Raw genomic sequence first — 17,394 nt, forward strand, 5'->3', positions numbered from 1 at the left:
ACAATATGTTATGGTGTAACTATAATGATTACAACAGAGGTGAGAAAACATGAAAATCAGCAGCAGATTTACTGTCGCTGTCCATATTCTGGCCTTGCTATCACTTGAAAAAGGATCATTACAGACATCGGAGGATATCGCGGGAAGTGTAAATACAAACCCAGTGGTCATCCGCCGTATTATGAGTAAATTAAAAAAAGCAGGCCTAATCTCAACGAGTCTTGGCAAAGGCGGTTCTCAGCTGAACCGCAGTGAAGACGATATCACGCTGCTTGATGTGTATAAAGCGGTTGAGGTGGTGGATGAGGGAGAATTGTTTCAAATCCATGAAAGCCCAAATCCTGACTGTCCGATCGGTGCAAATATCCAGGCTGTGCTTGAGTTAATCTTGTGCCGCGCTCAAAGTGCGATGGAGCAAGTGCTTGCTGAGATCAAATTAAGTGAACTAACGCAGGTGTTAATCAAAAAAATTGGATGATCTATTCAATTTTTTTTACCTCTGTTGTAACTAAATTGGTTACACCTTTGTTTATTAAATAAAATCATTTTACAGGAGGAATTCATATGAAAATCGGAATTATCGGCGCTACAGGTAAAGCAGGACAGGAAATTGTAAAAGAGGCTCAATCAAGAGGACATGAGGTAACAGCCATCGTTCGAGATGCGAAAAAAGTGACAGATTCATCCGTAGCTGTTATTGAGAAGGATGTGTTTCATTTACAAGTAGAAGACATCAAAGGCTTTGATGTCATCGTCAATGCATTTGGCGCACCTGCTGGACAAGAGCACCTTCACGTAGAGGCAGGGAAAAAGCTGATTGATATTTTGAAAGAGGTACCCGATACGCGTTTAATCGTTGTGGGCGGAGCGGGCAGTCTTTTTGTTGATGAAGCCAAAACAACAAGACTTGTTGATACACCGGAATTTCCAAAGGAGTATGTGCCTACTGCTTCACAGCAAGGTGAAAACTTAAAAGACCTTCAACAAACCGTAGGATTAAAATGGACTTTCCTCAGCCCTGCTGCATTCTTTGATCCAGCTGGCAAACGCACAGGTTCTTATGTGAAAGGGAAAGACCAACTGATTGTCAATTCTAAAGGTGACAGCTATGTGAGCTATGCCGACTACGCCATTGCGCTTGTCGATGAAATTGAGCAGGCTGCCCATGTTGGAGAACGTTTTACGGTTGTATCTGAAGCAGAATAAGCGATTCGTTGCCGCTAAAAACGATGAGTGAGGAGTTTAACGATCAAGAGTTATCTCTCATTTTTATTAAAAAAGGTTGAATGCTTCAGTGTAGGCGGTGGAGTAATGACAGCTGAAAAGCTTGAGAACAGTCTGAAGGAAATACTATCATCATGAAAAAACCCATCCTCTATTCGGATAGAGGATGGGTTTTCATGTTTTCAAAGAGAAATTGTTCTATGCTTTAATGATAATCGCCTGTCTGCCCATCTGTTCCCAAGAATCTTCAAACTGATCGCGATCGACTTTTTGATTCTTTTCTCCGTATGGGTTATTTAAGTAGACATGCTCCTTGTCATAGCCTGTGATGACCACGCTATGCATATTAAAGCTTACATCTATTTTGCCATTTGGTGTATTCCAAGTTTCGATGTTATCTATTTTGTCAAAGGTGGATGTGGTAATCACCCAAACAGGATACCCTTTTTCAAGTGATTGATAGATGGCCTTTTTGACAGGTTTTCCGCTTAAGTCGACGACTTGAGCGCCCGCATATTTTTTCGCAAGCTGATAAATAGGTTCATGGTATACACCAAGACCTGGTCCATTCTCCATATCGCCTACAAACCCGTCATGTGGGTCTCCTTTTAAGCCATTTTCATAATTGAGTGGAACACGTTTAATTTCATTTGCCAATGTGTCTTTCGTCACTTGCTCGTAGCCGCTGTAATGAAGAAGCATCGCTAAGCTTGTAACTTCGCATCCATTATAAAGCTTTGGGGCATCCATTTGATTGTAAAGGATGACGTCCATGGCTTTTTTGCTTCCTTTTAAGGAAGAGTAGGTGGTGTCTGTTTTTTTCGTTGATCGTGTTTCTTCAGCTGCGAGTGCCGTATCGTTTTCTTTTTCTTTGGCTGCTTCGTGTGGTGAAGCTGTTTTCTTGACTTGGTCGATTTGTGTCACGTATATAAAGCCGAAATAAACAAGGCATGCGCACAACAAAGTTAAGATTAATGTCTGAATGAACTTCATTGTAATCTCCTGTGTTAATCAATATTTTTAAGTATTATAGCACGTTCTTTTATCAAACATGTAGAAAAGAGATAGGTGTCACTTGAATGTAATAATTCCACAAATTTTTCATGAAAATAGAGAGAAAATAAAAATGATTGATTTAATTACTTTATTTTGTTAGCATATTATCATATTAGCGAACTAAAGGATTCGGAATTTTTTGTTTTAATGTGTTGGAGGTGCAGAAGAACATGTTTATGTTTGAGAAACCATATGGTATGCGGGATTCATTACCAGGATTGTATGAGACGAAGAAAAAAGTGAGACATTCCTTAACAGAGGTCATGAACGGTTGGGGTTACCGGTTGATGGAGACACCAACGCTTGAATTTTACGATACAGTCGGTGTTCAATCGGCGATTACAGATACACAGCTCTTTAAGCTTTTAGATCAGAACGGGCAAACCCTTGTACTCAGACCTGATATGACGGGACCTATTGCGAGAGTGGCAGCATCAAAGCTTCATGAACAGGCGTATCCGCTTCGCGTTGGGTATGCGGCCAATGTGTTCCGGGCACAGGAAAGAGAAGGCGGAAGGCCATCAGAATTTGAGCAGGTCGGAATTGAGTTAATTGGAGACGGTTCGATTAGTGCAGATGCTGAAGTGATCGCGCTTGTCGTATTCGCATTAAAAAATGCTGGGCTCAAATCCTTCAAAATCGCGATTGGGCATGTCGCTTTAGCAGAGACGTTATTTGTAGATGTACTGGGAAATACAGAGCGTGCAAACGTTCTTCGCCGATTTTTATATGAAAAGAATTATGTAGGGTACCGTCAGCATGTGAAGCAATTGCCACTCTCCTCCATCGATAAAACGAGGCTGTTACAGCTTTTAGAATTAAGAGGCGGCCAGGAAGTCACAGAGCGGGCAGAGGAAATCGTCGTTTCACAAGAAGGAAAAGAGGTGCTTACGCAGTTAAAGTCGCTTTGGGAGACACTTGAAGATTACGGCTGTACAGAATATATCCGTCTAGATTTAAGCATGGTGAGTCATATGAGCTACTACACGGGTATTTTGTTTGAAGTATTTGCAGATCATGTTGGGTCAGTCATCGGAAGTGGCGGCAGATATGACCAATTGCTTGCTCATTTTGATGCACCTGCACCAGCTACAGGATTCGGACTTCGATTAGACCGTCTGCTTGAAGCGCTTGATGCAAAAGAAATCAATGAGCCGCAGGAGGCAGTGATTTTTAGTAAAGAACAACGGCTGGAGGCTTTTGCTTTTGCAGAAAAGGAGCGGTCAAAAGGGAAAAAGGTCGTTTTGCAAGACTTAGCAGGGATTGAAAATATTGACGCGATGACCAAGGCATTTGAGCAGGTGACTTATTTTATCGGCGCTAGAAAGGGAGAACAAAATGGGTAAAGTGTTGACGATGGCGATGCCAAAGGGCCGAATATTTGAAGAAGCCGCAGGGCTGTTAAGGCAGGCAGGATATCAACTGCCAGAGGAATTCGAGGATTCAAGAAAGTTAATCATCGATGTACCGGAAGAAAACCTCCGCTTTATTTTAGCGAAGCCAATGGATGTGACGACTTATGTAGAGCACGGTGTAGCAGATGTTGGCATTGCAGGAAAGGATGTCATGCTCGAAGAAGCTCGTGATGTGTACGAGGTGCTTGATTTAAACATCAGTAAATGCCATTTAGCGGTTGCCGGATTGCCGGGAGCTAGCTGGGGCGGTGTCGCACCGCGTGTGGCAACAAAGTACCCAAATGTTGCATCTTCCTATTTTAGAGAGCAAGGGGAGCAGGTGGAGATCATTAAGCTGAATGGTTCCATTGAATTAGCACCGCTCATCGGACTCGCCGATCGTATTGTAGACATTGTCTCTACAGGTCAAACACTCAAGGAAAACGGACTTGTTGAAACGGAGCATATTTGTGATATTACATCACGGTTTATTGTCAATCCTGTGAGCTATCGGATGAAGGATGCGGTGATCGATGAAATGGCGCAGCGCCTTGCAAGAATCATTGAAGGGGAGGAAACATCATGAACATCACCTATATACAAGAAGGTGAGACAGAGACACTCTCGCTCAAACGGACTTTAGATACAGGCACGGAAGAGCAGCGCCTGGCTGTTCAGCGGATTATACAAGAAGTGAGGCTAAATGGTGATCAAGCGGTACAGTCTTTTACAAAGCAATTTGATGGGGTGCTGCTTGAAGATCCGCTTGTCACAGATGAGGAAATGACAAAAGCCTCCGAACGTTTGGACCCAGCCATGATTCATGTGATCCAAACGGCTATCCATCATATTCGCACATACCATGAGCGTCAGCTGACATCCTCTTGGTTTTATCACCAGCAGGATGGCTCGATGCTCGGACAAAAGGTGACACCACTTGAGGCAGTTGGTGTGTATGTCCCCGGCGGAACAGCTGCTTATCCATCATCTGTTTTAATGAATGTGATTCCGGCGCTTGTCGCTGGTGTTCAGCGAATTGTCCTTGTGACACCCCCAGGGAAAGACGGCTACCTCTCTGACGCTGTACTCGTTGCTGCGAAGGAGCTCGGTATTACAGAGATGTATAAAATGGGCGGTGCACAGGCGATTGCGGCACTTGCCTATGGAACAGAAAGCATCCAGCCTGTTGATAAAATCACAGGTCCAGGCAACATCTATGTCGCACTGGCAAAGCGGGAAGTATTTGGTCAGGTAGACATTGATATGATTGCCGGCCCTAGTGAAATTGCGGTTCTAGCAGATGACACGGCCATAGCACATGAGGTGGCGGCCGATCTACTTTCTCAGGCAGAGCATGATGCGCTAGCATCTAGTATTTTGGTGACCCCGTCTAAGACACTTGCTGAAAATGTGCGAGCTGAGGTGCAAGCGCAGCTGGACACCTTGCCAAGAAAATCAATCGCTGCACAATCCATACAACATCATGGCCGTATATACGTGACAGATTCCATGGATCGTGCAGTAGACGTCGTCAATCAGTTAGCGCCAGAGCATTTAGAGGTGCTGACAGCATATCCAGAATCATTTCTTGGTCAAATCAAGCATGCAGGAGCGATTTTTTTAGGACGTTATAGCCCTGAGCCGGTGGGCGATTATTTTGCAGGACCGAATCACGTGCTGCCAACCAACGGAACAGCCAGATTTTCTAGCCCGCTTGGTGTGACCGATTTTCAAAAGAAAACAAGCATTATTTCATATAGTCAAGAAGCCTTTGAGACACACAGGGATAGCATTGCGGCTTTTGCTAGGTTAGAGGGACTCGAAGCACATGCAAGGTCGATTGAATCGAGAAAGCGGGGGGAATCGTCATGAGACAGGCGGAAACAGCGAGACAAACAAATGAAACGAATATTTCGTTATCGTTAGAGATTGATGGGGAAGGAAATGCGGATATTCAAACAGATGTCCCTTTTATGACACACATGCTTGATCTATTTACGAAGCATGGACACTTTAATTTGACCGTCGATGCGAAAGGAGATACAGATGTTGATGATCACCACACAACAGAAGATATCGGCATCGTGCTTGGGCAAATGTTTAAGGAAGCGTTAGGTGATAAAAAGGGAATCAAGCGATATGGCTCCAGTTTTGTTCCAATGGATGAAACGCTTGCCCAGGTCGTGGTCGATTTAAGCAATCGTCCTCATTTAGAAATGAGAGCGGCCTTTCCAAGTCAAAAGGTCGGTACCTTTGATACAGAGCTCGTACATGAGTTTCTTTGGAAGTTTGCGTTAGAAGCTCGTATAAATCTTCATGTAATTGTTCACTATGGAACCAATACACACCATATAATTGAAGCTATTTTTAAAGCAATGGCACGTGCTTTAGATGAAGCAACAACCATTGATCCACGTGTGAAAGGGATTCCTTCAACAAAGGGGATGCTCTAATGATCGGAGTCATTGATTACGGAATGGGAAATTTGTTCAGCGTATCAAAAGCACTGGAACGAGCAGGTGCCCGTTATATCGTCTCCTCTGATGTGGAGGAGCTCAAAAAGGCAGATGCTTATATTTTGCCTGGGGTCGGTTCGTTTCGAGATGCGATGCAGCTGTTAAAACAGACAGGGCTCGAGGCGTTTATCCACCAAGTAGTGCAGGAAGGAAAGCTGCTATTTGGCATTTGTCTTGGGATGCAGCTGTTATTTGAAGAAAGTGAAGAGGCAGGGTGTACGAAAGGTTTGGGGCTGCTAAAAGGTCGTGTCGTTCTTTTAAAGGATCGTGACCAGAATGGGCAAAGGCTGAAGGTGCCTCATATGGGGTGGAATGAGCTCACATTTCATCAGCCCTCCCCATTGTTTGACGGGGTACCGGAAGGATTTGCGTACTTTGTTCACTCTTACTATGTGAGGGATATGAATCCAGAAGAGCAATTAGCAAGCGCAGACTATGGCGTTCAAGTACCAGCAGTTGTTGGTAAGGGAAATGTGCTAGGCGCACAGTTTCACCCTGAAAAAAGCAGTACAACGGGCATGGCGCTGCTCAAACAATTTATTCAATTAGCAAACGAACAGAGGGTGAACAAATGAGTGAATTTACATTGTATCCAGCGATTGATATGAGAAATGGCAAATGTGTACGGCTCGTGCAAGGAGATTATGATCAAGAAACCATTTATGGAGATTCGCCGCTCGATATGGCGACGCGATTTGCAAATGAAGGAGCAAAGTGGATTCATCTCGTTGACCTAGATGGTGCCAAAGCGGGGAATCGCGTGAATCATGAGCATGTGCTGGCGATTGCTTCATCCTTAGATGTAAATGTACAAATTGGTGGCGGCATTCGGACAGAAGAAGACGTTGCCTTTTATATAAACAATGGTGTAGCTCGGGTCATCCTTGGCAGTTCCGCTGTTTCTAACCCTGCCTTTGTGAAAAAAATGCTTGCGCAATATGGGGAGAAAATAGCGATTGGCATCGATGCGCGAAATGGCTTTGTATCGACTGAGGGGTGGCTTGAAACGTCGAAAGTGAAGGCGGAGGATCTCGGCAAAGAATTGGCAAAGGAAGGCGCGGAGGTCTTTATTTTCACAGATATTCAAATGGACGGCATGCTGGCTGGGCCCAATGTGGAAAGTACAGTTCGCTTAGCAGAAGCTACTGGCAAACAAGTTATTGCCTCAGGCGGTATCAGTTCGGTAGCCGATCTCCAAAAGCTGTCATCACAAAAACAGTCAGGCGTTTCTGGTGCAATCATTGGAAAGGCACTTTATACGGAGCGGTTTACTTTAGCTGAAGCAATTGAAGGGCTTGACCGCGTATGATGACAAAACGAATCATCCCATGTCTCGATGTGAAGGAAGGTCGTGTGGTCAAAGGGGTGCAATTCCTCGGCTTAAAGGATGCTGGTGATCCAGTAGAATTAGCGCAGATATATGATGAGGAAGGGGCGGATGAACTCGTCTTTCTTGATATTTCTGCCTCTCATGAAGGCCGGAAAACGATGGTGGATGTGGTCAAGCAAGTGGCGTCCACTCTTGCCATCCCTTTTACGGTAGGCGGCGGAATTAATCACCTTGATGACATGAAGCGCATATTAAGAGCGGGTGCAGACAAAGTATCTGTAAATACAGCGGCAGTTTTAAGACCAGAACTCATTTCAGAAGGTGCCGATTTTTTTGGTTCCCAGTGCATCGTCGTCGCAATAGATGCAAAGTACGATGAAGAGAAAAAAGCGTACATGGTTTATACACACGGAGGGCGTCGTCAAACGGATATAGAGGTTAGCGATTGGGCAAAAGAAGCCGTGCTGAGGGGGGCAGGAGAGATCTTGCTGACAAGTATGGATGCCGACGGTGAGAAAAAGGGCTTTGATCATCAATTAACAAAGCTTGTGTCAGAAGCTGTCACCGTACCTGTCATTGCTTCAGGAGGCGCTGGCAATGCTCAGCATATGCTGGAGGCATTTACAAAAGGAGAAGCAGATGCAGCTTTAGCAGCTTCCATTTTTCATTATAAAGAGACTTCAATTCAAGAGGTAAAGACATACTTGAGAGAACATGGGGTGAAGGTCAGATGAAACAGGGAAACGAATTATCCTTTAATGAGGCAGGCCTGATACCTGCGATTGTACAGGATGCTCAAAGTAAGGAAGTATTGACATTGGCGTATATGAATCAAGAATCCTATGAAAAAACACTAGAAACAGGAGAAACATGGTTTTACAGCCGGTCAAGAAACGAGCTTTGGCACAAAGGCGCCACATCTGGACATACTCAGCGAGTCGCATCCATTCGATATGACTGTGACAAGGATGCTCTGCTTGTTCTTGTCACACCAAGTGGACCAGCGTGCCACACTGGCAGCTATAGCTGCTTTTCGGAAGAAGGCGTGAAGCGTCACACGGAAGAGCAGGATCGTTTTGCTATTTTAAATGAACTTGAACAGGTGATTGCGAAACGTCAGGCAGAAATGCCAGAAGGCGCTTATACAACCTATCTATTTGAAAAAGGGGTCGATAAAATCCTGAAAAAGGTAGGGGAAGAAGCGTCAGAGGTCATCATTGCGGCAAAAAACCGGGATCAAGAAGAATTGAAATGGGAAACAGCTGATCTTCTGTATCACCTGCTTGTGTTATTACGTGAACAGCAATTGCCGCTTGATGATGTATTAAAAGTATTAAAAAAACGTCATCAAAGTGAGTGAAAAGCCGGGGGCACCTCCGGCTTTTTATTTCCCAAGTGAAAAACAAATCCTTCCTTTTCTTTTGTTCTATGTGACGACTCTTGAAGTATGTTATACTACACACGGTACACTGTTCGAAATGGAGGGTATCAGTGAGTAAATACACTTCTCAAAATAATCACACACAAGTCGTCCAGCTATTCCAAGATGGGCATTACTTTTTTCATAAAGGTCTAAAAGCTTATAGAGAAAGAAATCTATCTAAAGCGAGTAAGCTCATACAGCGGGCTATCGTACTTGAGCCTGAAAATGTAGAAATGCTGTCACAGCTTGCTATTATTTATACTGAAATGGGTCATTTCCAACAATCAAATGAACTGCTTGATTTCATCCTTGAACATATTGATGAAAATATGTCTGAGTGTCACTATTTTAAAGCCAATAATTATGCGAATCTAGGACTCTTTCAAGAGGCATATAAGTCAGCGACTGCCTATGCTTCACTAGAAGAGAACGGGGAATTTGCAGATGAAAATGATGACCTTCTCGACCTGCTCGATATGAGTGACGAAGAGGACGAAGATTTTCCTTACGATCAGGATGACCTGATTGTGAAGCAGGATCAAGCAAATCACTTACTGGAAAGCGGCAGGCTTGATGAAGCCATTGAGATGCTGGAACAGATGATTGTTGAGTATCCAGAATTTTGGTCAGCGTATAATAATCTCGCATTGGCCTATTTTTATTCTGGTCAAATCCATCAGGCAAAAGAGATGCTGAACCGGGTTCTACATGAAAATCCGGGTAATCTGCATGCCCTTTGCAACCAGCTAGTCTTCTATCATTATGAAAAAGAAGAAGAGAAGGTCAATACGTTAGCAAAGCAATTAACGCACGTGTATCCAATATTAAGTGAACAGCGTTATAAGCTTGGCGCAACATTTGCCCTAGTTGGAGAATTTGAATGGGCCTTTAAATGGCTTTATTCTTTGTACAAAACAGGCTTTCAAGGAGATAGTACATTTTTATACTGGCTCGCAAGCGCAGCTTATTATACAGGTCACAAAACGCTTGCACAGACGGTTTGGGATAAGATGGTCGAAGAAGATATCGATGCAGATGAAATCAAGCCGTGGCAGGATAAACCTGAGGAGACTGAGCCAATGGTCTCCATTGAGGAGCGGCTGACGGCGTACTATGTAAGCAAACAAAAAGGGGAACGTGACGTTCTTCAATCTGTCCTTGATGCACGCGCAGCGAAAACAGCTTTTGAACAGCAATTCATTGAACTGCTCTTATACGAAGATGAAATGGAAGAACGGTCTTTTTCAGAAGATGCGGTTTTCGCAAAACAGGCGGCATCCAGCTTGGAAGAAGCTGTTCAGCCTGACAGCCATATGCCTTATTTTTGGTTATTCCATATTATTCAGCAGGCACGTGCTTCTGGCGTAGATAAGAAAAATGCGCCTGCATGGGCAGCAGCATCTTATTATTTATGGATGCAGGAGCAAGAAGAATCTATGAGCAAAAAAGAGATTGCAGCCTCTTTTCAAATCAGTGTTCAAACACTGTCTAAATATGAACAAGTCATTTGTATATTAATTGATTAAATAGGTAAATAGATTTAGAAGATTGCAGCATGGCCGAAAAGGTCATGCTTTTTTCTTGGATAAAAAGGTGTGATTTGCAAGGATTTGGCGAAGTATGACAATCACGACATGTTTTTGAAACATAAATGTAATAAAAATATTAGCTCATTTTGTCGATGTCTCATGTATAATGAAAATCGTGGATTAAAACAAAGACATATATTTAGATATTTTACTATACATAATGAAACACCTAGTGATAGAAACAATCTGGTCAACATCTGACTGATCAATCAGGAAGAAAGACATAGATAGCACAGATTGGTCGCAGAGAATTTGCTGCTTTCTCATGTCGCTTGGAAATTGTCAAAGGAGGAACTATTCGTGAAAAAGTTTATTACTTTCGGTTTAGCTTCGGTCATCGGAGCGAGCAGTTTATTTATCCCATTTACTCATGAAGCAAACGCACAGAACTTTGAACAAAAGAAACAAGAGCTGGACAGTAAGCAATCTGAGGTCAACAAAAACCTTCAAAAGAAAAAAGATGAGCTTTCAAAGCTTGAAGCAAAACAAGAGGCACTTGCACTAAAGCTAAAAGAAATTGACGAGAAAGCTTTAAAAACAAGTGATCAAATCGAAGAAAAACAAAAAGAAAATGAACAAACGAAAAAAGAAATCAATGCACTGAAAAAAGACATTGCTGATACTGAAAAACGTATTGAAGATCGAAACAAATTCTTGAAAAAGCGTGTACGTGCGCTTCAAGAAAGCGGCGGTTCTACGAAATACATAGATGTATTACTAGGAGCGAAAAGCTTTAGCGATTTCATCAGCCGTGCAGGTGCAGTATCTACACTCATCAACGCAGACAGCGAAATCATTAAAGAGCAAGAAAAAGACAAAGCTGAGCTCCAAAAGTCTGAAAACGAATTAAACACAAAGCTTGAAGATGTTCAAAAGACACTTACAAAGCTTGAAACACTTCAAACAGACTTGAATAAACAGCTTGATGAAAAAGACAAGCTATTCAAGCAAGTGAAAAAGCAAAAAGGAAGTGCTTCTTCTCAAATTAGCGAGTTAAACAGTGAGGCTAACAGCATTGCATCTGAAAAAGACGCAACAATCACTGCTCAAAAACAAGCTGAAAAAGAAGCAAGAGAAGCAGCTCAAAAAGCAAAAGAAGAAAAAGTACAAAGACAACAGCAGCGTCAAGCTAGTGTTCAAGCAGAAGACAACAGCTCAACGAACGACAGCAGCTCGTCTTCAAATAACAGTAACAGTGGATCTTCAAACAACAATAATAACAACAGCAGTTCACCAAGCAAGAAGCCATCTACTGGCGGTGGATCACCTGTCAGCAGTAACGTAGGCGGAATCGAAGGTGCAATCAGCACAGGTTCTTCCATTGTTGGACAATCTCCATATAAATGGGCTGGTGGCAGATCACAAGCTGATATTGACGCACGTCGTTTTGACTGTTCTTCATTCGTTCGCTGGGCATTTGCATCAGCAGGCATCAACCTTGGACCAGTTGGCGGTACAACAACAGATACGCTTGTAGGTAAAGGAAGAGCTGTAAGTGCATCTGACATGAAACGCGGAGACCTTGTGTTCTTTGATACGTATAAAGTAAATGGACACGTTGGTATTTACTTAGGAAACGGTACATTCTTGAACGATAACAGCTCTCGCGGTGTTTCAGTTGACTCTATGAGCAATGTTTACTGGAAAAAAGCATTCAATGGCGTTGTAAGAAGAGTCGTTGAATAAATCATTACTTACTATATAACCGTAAACAGGCTTCCTTAAACAGCAGTTTAAGGAAGCTTTTTCTTTTTTTGAACATATGAGCAAATGATTCGCTTATTATCCGCAGATTTAATAGGATATGGGTAAGGAATAAAAATAAGAGTGGAATGGATGCTTTCTGTCATGAATGGAAGCATCACCCAAGGGCATTCTAATAAGAAATGCTAGCAGCAATTGAAGAGGGAGTGACAGTTGTGTCAGAAGAAAAAATCTACGATACGATCATCATTGGAGCGGGACCTGCCGGAATGACAGCCGCTGTTTATACATCTCGTGGAAATCTTTCAACATTGATGATTGAAAGAGGGATTCCAGGCGGTCAAATGGCTAATACGGAAGATGTCGAGAACTATCCTGGCTTTGAAAGCATTTTAGGGCCAGAACTTTCAAATAAAATGTTTGACCATGCGAAGAAATTCGGTGCTGAGTATGCATATGGCGATATCAAAGAAATCGTAGACGGTGAAGAGTACAAAATCGTCAAAGCCGGTTCAAAAGAATACAAAGGACGCTCTGTCATTATTGCAGCAGGTGCGGAATACAAAAAAATCGGTGCACCAGGTGAAAAAGAACTTGGCGGTCGAGGCGTCTCTTACTGTGCAGTATGTGACGGTGCTTTCTTTAAAAACAAAGAGCTCGTCGTCATTGGTGGAGGAGACTCTGCGGTAGAAGAGGGTGTGTACCTCACACGCTTTGCATCAAAAGTAACGATCGTTCATAGACGAGATAAGCTTCGTGCCCAAAGCATTTTACAAGCACGTGCTTTTGATAATGAAAAAATCGACTTCATGTGGAACAAAACCGTTAAACAAATTAATGAAGAAAACGGTAAAGTCGGCAGTGTGACTTTGATTGATACGGTGACTGGTGAAGAAGAAGACTTTAAAACAGATGGCGCCTTTATCTATATCGGAATGCTGCCACTGTCTAAACCATTTGAAAATCTCGGCATTACAAATAAAGAAGGCTACATCGAAACAAACGAAAGAATGGAAACGAGAGTGGAAGGCATTTTCGCCGCTGGTGACATTCGTGAAAAAACACTCCGTCAAATTGTGACAGCAACAGGTGACGGAAGTATTGCCGCACAAAGCGCACAGCATTATGTAGAAGAGCTTGCTGAAAAACTCAAAGCAACGAAATAAAAGGCTGTCGTAAATCCTTAATATAGCGTCATGGGCTTTTAACTGGAATGTAACACGGGTGAAACAATTTTCCGTTATGATAAAACTAGTAATTGACCCCCTTTTATAAGGAATACATGTTTGGCACGGATGAGAATCCGTGTCCTTTTTTTTGCTTAAAATCAGAAATTCATGAGATGTTCACAAATGACGCATGGAGAACCATTGATTGCTGTAAAATAAAGAGTAGAGAAAATGCCCGCCACTTCTTTCAGACGAAATTCGGTCTGTTTTCGGTGAAGAAGGGGCATGTTCATTGTGGGAGTCAGGATGAACCTGTATAATAAGTTAAAGACATAAAAGAGTAGGTGACAGCTGATGCAACGAGTAACCAATTGTGTGCTGCATCACGAAGATCAAGTTCTCTTGCTGCAAAAGCCAAGACGAGGCTGGTGGGTAGCGCCGGGCGGAAAAATGGAAAGCGGAGAATCGGTCAAGGATTCAGTCGTTCGAGAGTATAGAGAAGAAACAGGAATTTATATTTTAAATCCACAGTTAAAAGGTGTTTTTACCTTTATCATAAAAGAAGGCGATCAAATCGTTCAAGAGTGGATGATGTTCACCTTTATGGCAGATTCATTTACTGGAAAAAACGTGACAGAGTCAGAGGAAGGCATTTTAAAGTGGCATGAAGTAAAGGATGTGCCGCATTTACCGATGGCACCAGGGGATTCCCATATTCTTGATTTCATGCTAAAGGGAAAAGGACTTCTTCACGGTACTTTTACGTATACACCTGATTTTGAATTGATTGCTTATCGGTTAGATCCTCAAGGAGACTAATACATGAACCGTTTTTATAAAGAAGGAGAGGAAGCAGGCATGAATACGCACAAACAAGAAGATATTCAGCTTGTGATTATTACAGGAATGTCAGGTGCGGGGAAAACCGTTGCCATTCAAAGCTTTGAAGATTTAGGTTACTTCTGTGTAGATAACTTGCCGCCATCACTTTTACCAAAGTTCCTAGAACTCATGAAGGAATCGAATTCGAAGATGAGTAAGGTTGCCCTTGTGATGGATTTGCGCGGACGAGAATTCTTTGACAGCTTGATTGCAGCCTTAGATGAAATGAGTGATCTTGGCTGGATCACACCAAGAATATTATTTCTAGATGCAAACGATAAGGTGCTTGTCTCAAGATACAAAGAAACGAGACGTTCGCATCCTCTTGCGACTACAGGTTTGCCGCTCGAAGGAATCGCAATGGAACGCGATCTGTTAGAAGAGTTAAAAGGCCGGGCTCAAATGATTTTTGATACATCGGATTTAAAACCAAAACAGCTTCGAGAAAAAATTGTCGCGCACTTTGCCACGACCCAAGGACAGGTGTTTACAGTGAATGTGATGTCCTTCGGTTTTAAATACGGTCTGCCGATTGATGCTGATCTTGTATTTGATGTGAGATTTCTGCCGAATCCTTACTATATTGAGAGCATGCGTCCACAGACTGGAAACGATGAAGAAGTGCGCTCCTATGTAATGAAATGGAGCGAGACACAAAAATTCACAGAGAAATTAATTGACCTTCTCAGCTTTATGCTTCCGTCCTATAAACGAGAAGGAAAAAGCCAGCTTGTGATCGCTATTGGCTGTACAGGCGGGCAGCACCGATCAGTGACGCTAGCGAACTACTTATCGGAGTATTTTAAAAATGACTACTACACTCATGTCACTCACCGGGACATTGAAAAGAGAAGCAGAAAATAGATGACGACACTTCCAAAGGTGGTCATTCTTGGCGGGGGCACTGGCTTATCTGTTTTGCTCAGAGGGCTAAAAACAAAGCCAGTGGACATTACCGCTATTGTAACGGTTGCTGATGACGGAGGCAGCTCAGGCAGACTGCGGCATGATTTGAATATTCCGCCCCCAGGCGATATTCGAAATGTCCTTGCAGCTCTCTCTGATGTTGAACCGCTTGTAGAAGACTTATTTCAGCACCGTTTTAACAAAGGGAATGACTTAACAGGCCACTCTCTTGGCAACCTCATTCTTGCGGCCATGACAAATATAACCGGTGATTTTTTTCATGCCGTCACAGAAATGAGCAAGGTCTTAAATGTGAGAGGAAAAGTCTTGCCAGCAGCGAATTCAAGTGTTGTTCTACATGCTGAATTAGAAAATGGGCAAGTGGTAACAGGAGAATCAAAAATCCCAACCTATGGTGAGCGAATTAAACGAGTGTTCCTCACACCCAATACGATTGAGCCGCTCCCAGAATCGATTCAAGTCATTCGTGAAGCTGATTTGATCGTCATTGGACCTGGCAGCTTGTATACAAGTATTTTGCCAAACTTGCTTGTACCGCATATTGGCGAAGAAGTGATTCGTTCTAAGGCGAAAAAAGTGTATATTTGCAATGTCATGACGCAGCCAGGGGAAACGCTTTCCTACAGTGCAGCTGATCATGTGCAGGCATTAAACGATCATATGGTTCGTCCATTTATTGATACCATTTTTGTAAACAATAAAGAAATTCCAGAAGAGATCAAAGCAAAATATGCAGAAGAACAGGCACAGCCTGTACAGTTCGACACAGATGTACTCAAGGCAATGGGACTGGAAGTCATCCCTGGGGAAATCATTACATACGACCAGCATGTGATTCGTCACGACACGCTGAAAGTAGCCGCGCTGCTTGTCGACCTGCTGCATAAGAAAAAATAGGAATGGGGGTGGCAAGGATGTCATTTGCATCCGAAACAAAAAAAGAGCTGACTAATCTGGACGTGAAGGACTGCTGCACAAAAGCAGAGCTTTCTGCCCTCATCCGTATGAACGGTTCATTATCTTTCTCTAATCGAAAATTAATTCTAGATATACAAACAGAGAACGCAGCTATCGCAAGACGGATTTATACGCTGCTAAAAAAGAAATATGATGTCACAGTCGAGCTGCTCGTTCGTAAGAAAATGAGATTAAAAAAGAATAATGTGTATATTGTCAGACTGGTAGAACGAGCGAAAACCATTTTAGAGGATTTGAAAATATTAGGTGAGCAATTTGTATTTGAGCGTAACATTTCAGAAGAGCTTGTAAAGAAAAGATGCTGTAAGCGCTCCTATATGAGAGGTGCTTTTTTAGCAGGCGGTTCTGTAAATAATCCAGAAACGTCTTCCTATCACCTTGAGATTTTTTCACTATATAAAGAACACAATGATGCCCTTTGTGAGCTGATGAACCAATTTCATCTCAACAGTAAAACACTTGAGCGTAAAAAAGGCTACATCACATATATGAAAGAAGCCGAAAAAATCACCGAATTCTTAAGTGTTGTAGGTGCGCATAATTCACTTCTTCGCTTTGAAGACGTTCGAATCGTCCGTGATATGCGGAATTCCGTGAACCGGCTCGTCAATTGTGAAACAGCAAACTTGAATAAAACGATTGGTGCATCCCTGCGCCAGGTCGAGAACATTCAATTCATTGATGAAAAAATTGGACTTGATGCCCTGCCAGATAAGCTGCGAGAAATTGCAAAGCTGCGAGTCGACTATCAAGAGGTCACGCTAAAGGAATTGGGAGAAATGGTGGAAAGCGGCAAGATCAGCAAATCAGGCATTAATCACCGCTTAAGAAAGCTAGATCAAATTGCAGAACAATTACGAAACGGACAAGCTGTTACACTTAAATAGGAGAATGAAAAAGGGAGGCAGATCATATGGTGGAAAAAACGGTCACCATCCAGTTGAAAACAGGCTTGCAGGCACGTCCCGCTGCTTTGTTCGTACAGGAAGCGAATCGCTTTGGGGCTGAAATTTTTCTAGAGAAGGACGGAAAAAGAGTCAATGCGAAGAGCATTATGGGTCTCATGAGCCTTGCGATCAGCTCTGGGATCACTGTCAAACTGATAGCAGATGGTGCGGATGAACAAGAAGCCATTGATGCGTTAACTGATTTTATCAATCAAGAAAACTGAGTCTCTTCACAGACTCAGTTTTTTTAGAAGG

The 17,394-nt window shown here is 42.8% G+C and carries 19 protein-coding genes; 18 read left to right on the forward strand and 1 reads right to left on the reverse strand.

Annotated features, from left to right (window positions below):
- Positions 1–49 precede the first annotated feature (49 nt).
- The gene (locus tag MHH40_RS13410; protein WP_003213266.1) at positions 50–478 is read left to right on the forward strand and encodes an Rrf2 family transcriptional regulator; all 429 of its coding nucleotides are present in this window, start codon (positions 50–52) and stop codon (positions 476–478) included.
- Positions 479–564: 86 nt separating this feature from the next.
- Positions 565–1,206, forward strand: coding sequence for an NAD(P)-dependent oxidoreductase (locus MHH40_RS13415; protein ID WP_340901195.1), 642 nt, complete (start codon positions 565–567; stop codon positions 1,204–1,206).
- A gap of 216 nt (positions 1,207–1,422) precedes the next feature.
- Here MHH40_RS13415 and MHH40_RS13420 read toward each other — a convergent pair whose 3' ends face one another.
- Positions 1,423–2,217 carry a C39 family peptidase gene (locus tag MHH40_RS13420; RefSeq protein ID WP_137054360.1) on the reverse strand — a complete coding sequence of 265 codons (795 nt, stop codon included), beginning with the start codon at positions 2,215–2,217 and terminating at the stop codon, positions 1,423–1,425.
- Positions 2,218–2,450: 233 nt separating this feature from the next.
- On the opposite strand from MHH40_RS13420, the gene MHH40_RS13425 reads away from it, so the two are divergent.
- From MHH40_RS13425 to MHH40_RS13500, 16 genes are all read left to right on the forward strand, one after another.
- On the forward strand, positions 2,451–3,626 hold the full coding sequence (locus MHH40_RS13425; protein ID WP_340901198.1) for an ATP phosphoribosyltransferase regulatory subunit: 1,176 nt from the start codon (positions 2,451–2,453) through the stop codon (positions 3,624–3,626).
- Complete coding sequence (hisG, locus tag MHH40_RS13430; RefSeq protein ID WP_003213329.1) at positions 3,619–4,260, forward strand: ATP phosphoribosyltransferase; 642 nt, start codon at positions 3,619–3,621, stop codon at positions 4,258–4,260. The genes MHH40_RS13425 and hisG overlap by 8 nt, the downstream gene beginning before the upstream one ends.
- Positions 4,257–5,546, forward strand: coding sequence for a histidinol dehydrogenase (hisD, locus tag MHH40_RS13435; protein WP_340901200.1), 1,290 nt, complete (start codon positions 4,257–4,259; stop codon positions 5,544–5,546). The genes hisG and hisD overlap by 4 nt, the downstream gene beginning before the upstream one ends.
- The gene (hisB, locus tag MHH40_RS13440; RefSeq protein ID WP_340901202.1) at positions 5,543–6,127 is read left to right on the forward strand and encodes an imidazoleglycerol-phosphate dehydratase HisB; all 585 of its coding nucleotides are present in this window, start codon (positions 5,543–5,545) and stop codon (positions 6,125–6,127) included. Before hisD ends, hisB begins: the two co-directional genes overlap by 4 nt.
- Positions 6,127–6,765, forward strand: coding sequence for an imidazole glycerol phosphate synthase subunit HisH (gene hisH, locus MHH40_RS13445; protein WP_309215987.1), 639 nt, complete (start codon positions 6,127–6,129; stop codon positions 6,763–6,765). Before hisB ends, hisH begins: the two co-directional genes overlap by 1 nt.
- Positions 6,762–7,499: a 1-(5-phosphoribosyl)-5-[(5-phosphoribosylamino)methylideneamino]imidazole-4-carboxamide isomerase gene (gene hisA / locus MHH40_RS13450; RefSeq protein ID WP_050944269.1), complete on the forward strand. Its 738-nt coding sequence runs from the start codon at positions 6,762–6,764 to the stop codon at positions 7,497–7,499. The genes hisH and hisA overlap by 4 nt, the downstream gene beginning before the upstream one ends.
- The gene (gene hisF, locus MHH40_RS13455; protein WP_050944267.1) at positions 7,496–8,254 is read left to right on the forward strand and encodes an imidazole glycerol phosphate synthase subunit HisF; all 759 of its coding nucleotides are present in this window, start codon (positions 7,496–7,498) and stop codon (positions 8,252–8,254) included. Before hisA ends, hisF begins: the two co-directional genes overlap by 4 nt.
- Positions 8,251–8,880 (forward strand): bifunctional phosphoribosyl-AMP cyclohydrolase/phosphoribosyl-ATP diphosphatase HisIE, encoded by a 630-nt coding sequence (hisIE, locus tag MHH40_RS13460; RefSeq protein WP_050944265.1) that lies wholly within the window; start codon positions 8,251–8,253, stop codon positions 8,878–8,880. Before hisF ends, hisIE begins: the two co-directional genes overlap by 4 nt.
- Before the next feature lie 131 nt (positions 8,881–9,011).
- Complete coding sequence (locus MHH40_RS13465; RefSeq protein WP_340901207.1) at positions 9,012–10,469, forward strand: tetratricopeptide repeat protein; 1,458 nt, start codon at positions 9,012–9,014, stop codon at positions 10,467–10,469.
- A 363-nt stretch (positions 10,470–10,832) separates the two neighbouring features.
- Complete coding sequence (locus MHH40_RS13470) at positions 10,833–12,218, forward strand: C40 family peptidase (protein ID WP_137054366.1); 1,386 nt, start codon at positions 10,833–10,835, stop codon at positions 12,216–12,218.
- Positions 12,219–12,451: 233 nt separating this feature from the next.
- Positions 12,452–13,402, forward strand: a complete 951-nt coding sequence (trxB, locus tag MHH40_RS13475) for a thioredoxin-disulfide reductase (protein WP_034620189.1) — start codon at positions 12,452–12,454, stop codon at positions 13,400–13,402.
- Positions 13,403–13,759: 357 nt separating this feature from the next.
- Positions 13,760–14,224 (forward strand): 8-oxo-dGTP diphosphatase, encoded by a 465-nt coding sequence (locus MHH40_RS13480; protein ID WP_003213484.1) that lies wholly within the window; start codon positions 13,760–13,762, stop codon positions 14,222–14,224.
- Between the two features lie 39 nt (positions 14,225–14,263).
- The gene (rapZ, locus tag MHH40_RS13485; protein ID WP_034620188.1) at positions 14,264–15,151 is read left to right on the forward strand and encodes an RNase adapter RapZ; all 888 of its coding nucleotides are present in this window, start codon (positions 14,264–14,266) and stop codon (positions 15,149–15,151) included.
- Positions 15,152–16,111, forward strand: a complete 960-nt coding sequence (locus MHH40_RS13490) for a gluconeogenesis factor YvcK family protein (protein ID WP_044139390.1) — start codon at positions 15,152–15,154, stop codon at positions 16,109–16,111.
- Between the two features lie 17 nt (positions 16,112–16,128).
- Positions 16,129–17,079, forward strand: a complete 951-nt coding sequence (gene whiA, locus MHH40_RS13495) for a DNA-binding protein WhiA (protein ID WP_003213321.1) — start codon at positions 16,129–16,131, stop codon at positions 17,077–17,079.
- A gap of 26 nt (positions 17,080–17,105) precedes the next feature.
- Complete coding sequence (locus tag MHH40_RS13500) at positions 17,106–17,363, forward strand: HPr family phosphocarrier protein (protein WP_003212821.1); 258 nt, start codon at positions 17,106–17,108, stop codon at positions 17,361–17,363.
- The last annotated feature ends 31 nt before the right edge of the window (positions 17,364–17,394 follow it).

Source organism: Bacillus sp. FSL K6-2431 (assembly GCF_038005165.1).
GTDB classification, from domain to species: Bacteria; Bacillota; Bacilli; order Bacillales; family Bacillaceae; genus Bacillus; species Bacillus pumilus.

What these genes read in the sequence shown, in the direction of transcription:
- MHH40_RS13415 (WP_340901195.1), top strand. Translation starts at nt 565, where the DNA reads ATGAAAATCGGAATTATCGGCGCTACAGGTAAAGCAGGACAGGAAATT.
- hisD (WP_340901200.1), top strand. Translation starts at nt 4,257, where the DNA reads ATGAACATCACCTATATACAAGAAGGTGAGACAGAGACACTCTCGCTC.
- hisH (WP_309215987.1), top strand. Translation starts at nt 6,127, where the DNA reads ATGATCGGAGTCATTGATTACGGAATGGGAAATTTGTTCAGCGTATCA.
- hisIE (WP_050944265.1), top strand. Translation starts at nt 8,251, where the DNA reads ATGAAACAGGGAAACGAATTATCCTTTAATGAGGCAGGCCTGATACCT.
- MHH40_RS13425 (WP_340901198.1), top strand. Translation starts at nt 2,451, where the DNA reads ATGTTTATGTTTGAGAAACCATATGGTATGCGGGATTCATTACCAGGA.
- hisG (WP_003213329.1), top strand. Translation starts at nt 3,619, where the DNA reads ATGGGTAAAGTGTTGACGATGGCGATGCCAAAGGGCCGAATATTTGAA.
- MHH40_RS13480 (WP_003213484.1), top strand. Translation starts at nt 13,760, where the DNA reads ATGCAACGAGTAACCAATTGTGTGCTGCATCACGAAGATCAAGTTCTC.
- MHH40_RS13500 (WP_003212821.1), top strand. Translation starts at nt 17,106, where the DNA reads ATGGTGGAAAAAACGGTCACCATCCAGTTGAAAACAGGCTTGCAGGCA.
- hisB (WP_340901202.1), top strand. Translation starts at nt 5,543, where the DNA reads ATGAGACAGGCGGAAACAGCGAGACAAACAAATGAAACGAATATTTCG.
- MHH40_RS13420 (WP_137054360.1), bottom strand. Translation starts at nt 2,217, where the DNA reads ATGAAGTTCATTCAGACATTAATCTTAACTTTGTTGTGCGCATGCCTT.
- whiA (WP_003213321.1), top strand. Translation starts at nt 16,129, where the DNA reads ATGTCATTTGCATCCGAAACAAAAAAAGAGCTGACTAATCTGGACGTG.
- rapZ (WP_034620188.1), top strand. Translation starts at nt 14,264, where the DNA reads ATGAATACGCACAAACAAGAAGATATTCAGCTTGTGATTATTACAGGA.
- hisF (WP_050944267.1), top strand. Translation starts at nt 7,496, where the DNA reads ATGATGACAAAACGAATCATCCCATGTCTCGATGTGAAGGAAGGTCGT.
- hisA (WP_050944269.1), top strand. Translation starts at nt 6,762, where the DNA reads ATGAGTGAATTTACATTGTATCCAGCGATTGATATGAGAAATGGCAAA.
- MHH40_RS13490 (WP_044139390.1), top strand. Translation starts at nt 15,152, where the DNA reads ATGACGACACTTCCAAAGGTGGTCATTCTTGGCGGGGGCACTGGCTTA.
- MHH40_RS13410 (WP_003213266.1), top strand. Translation starts at nt 50, where the DNA reads ATGAAAATCAGCAGCAGATTTACTGTCGCTGTCCATATTCTGGCCTTG.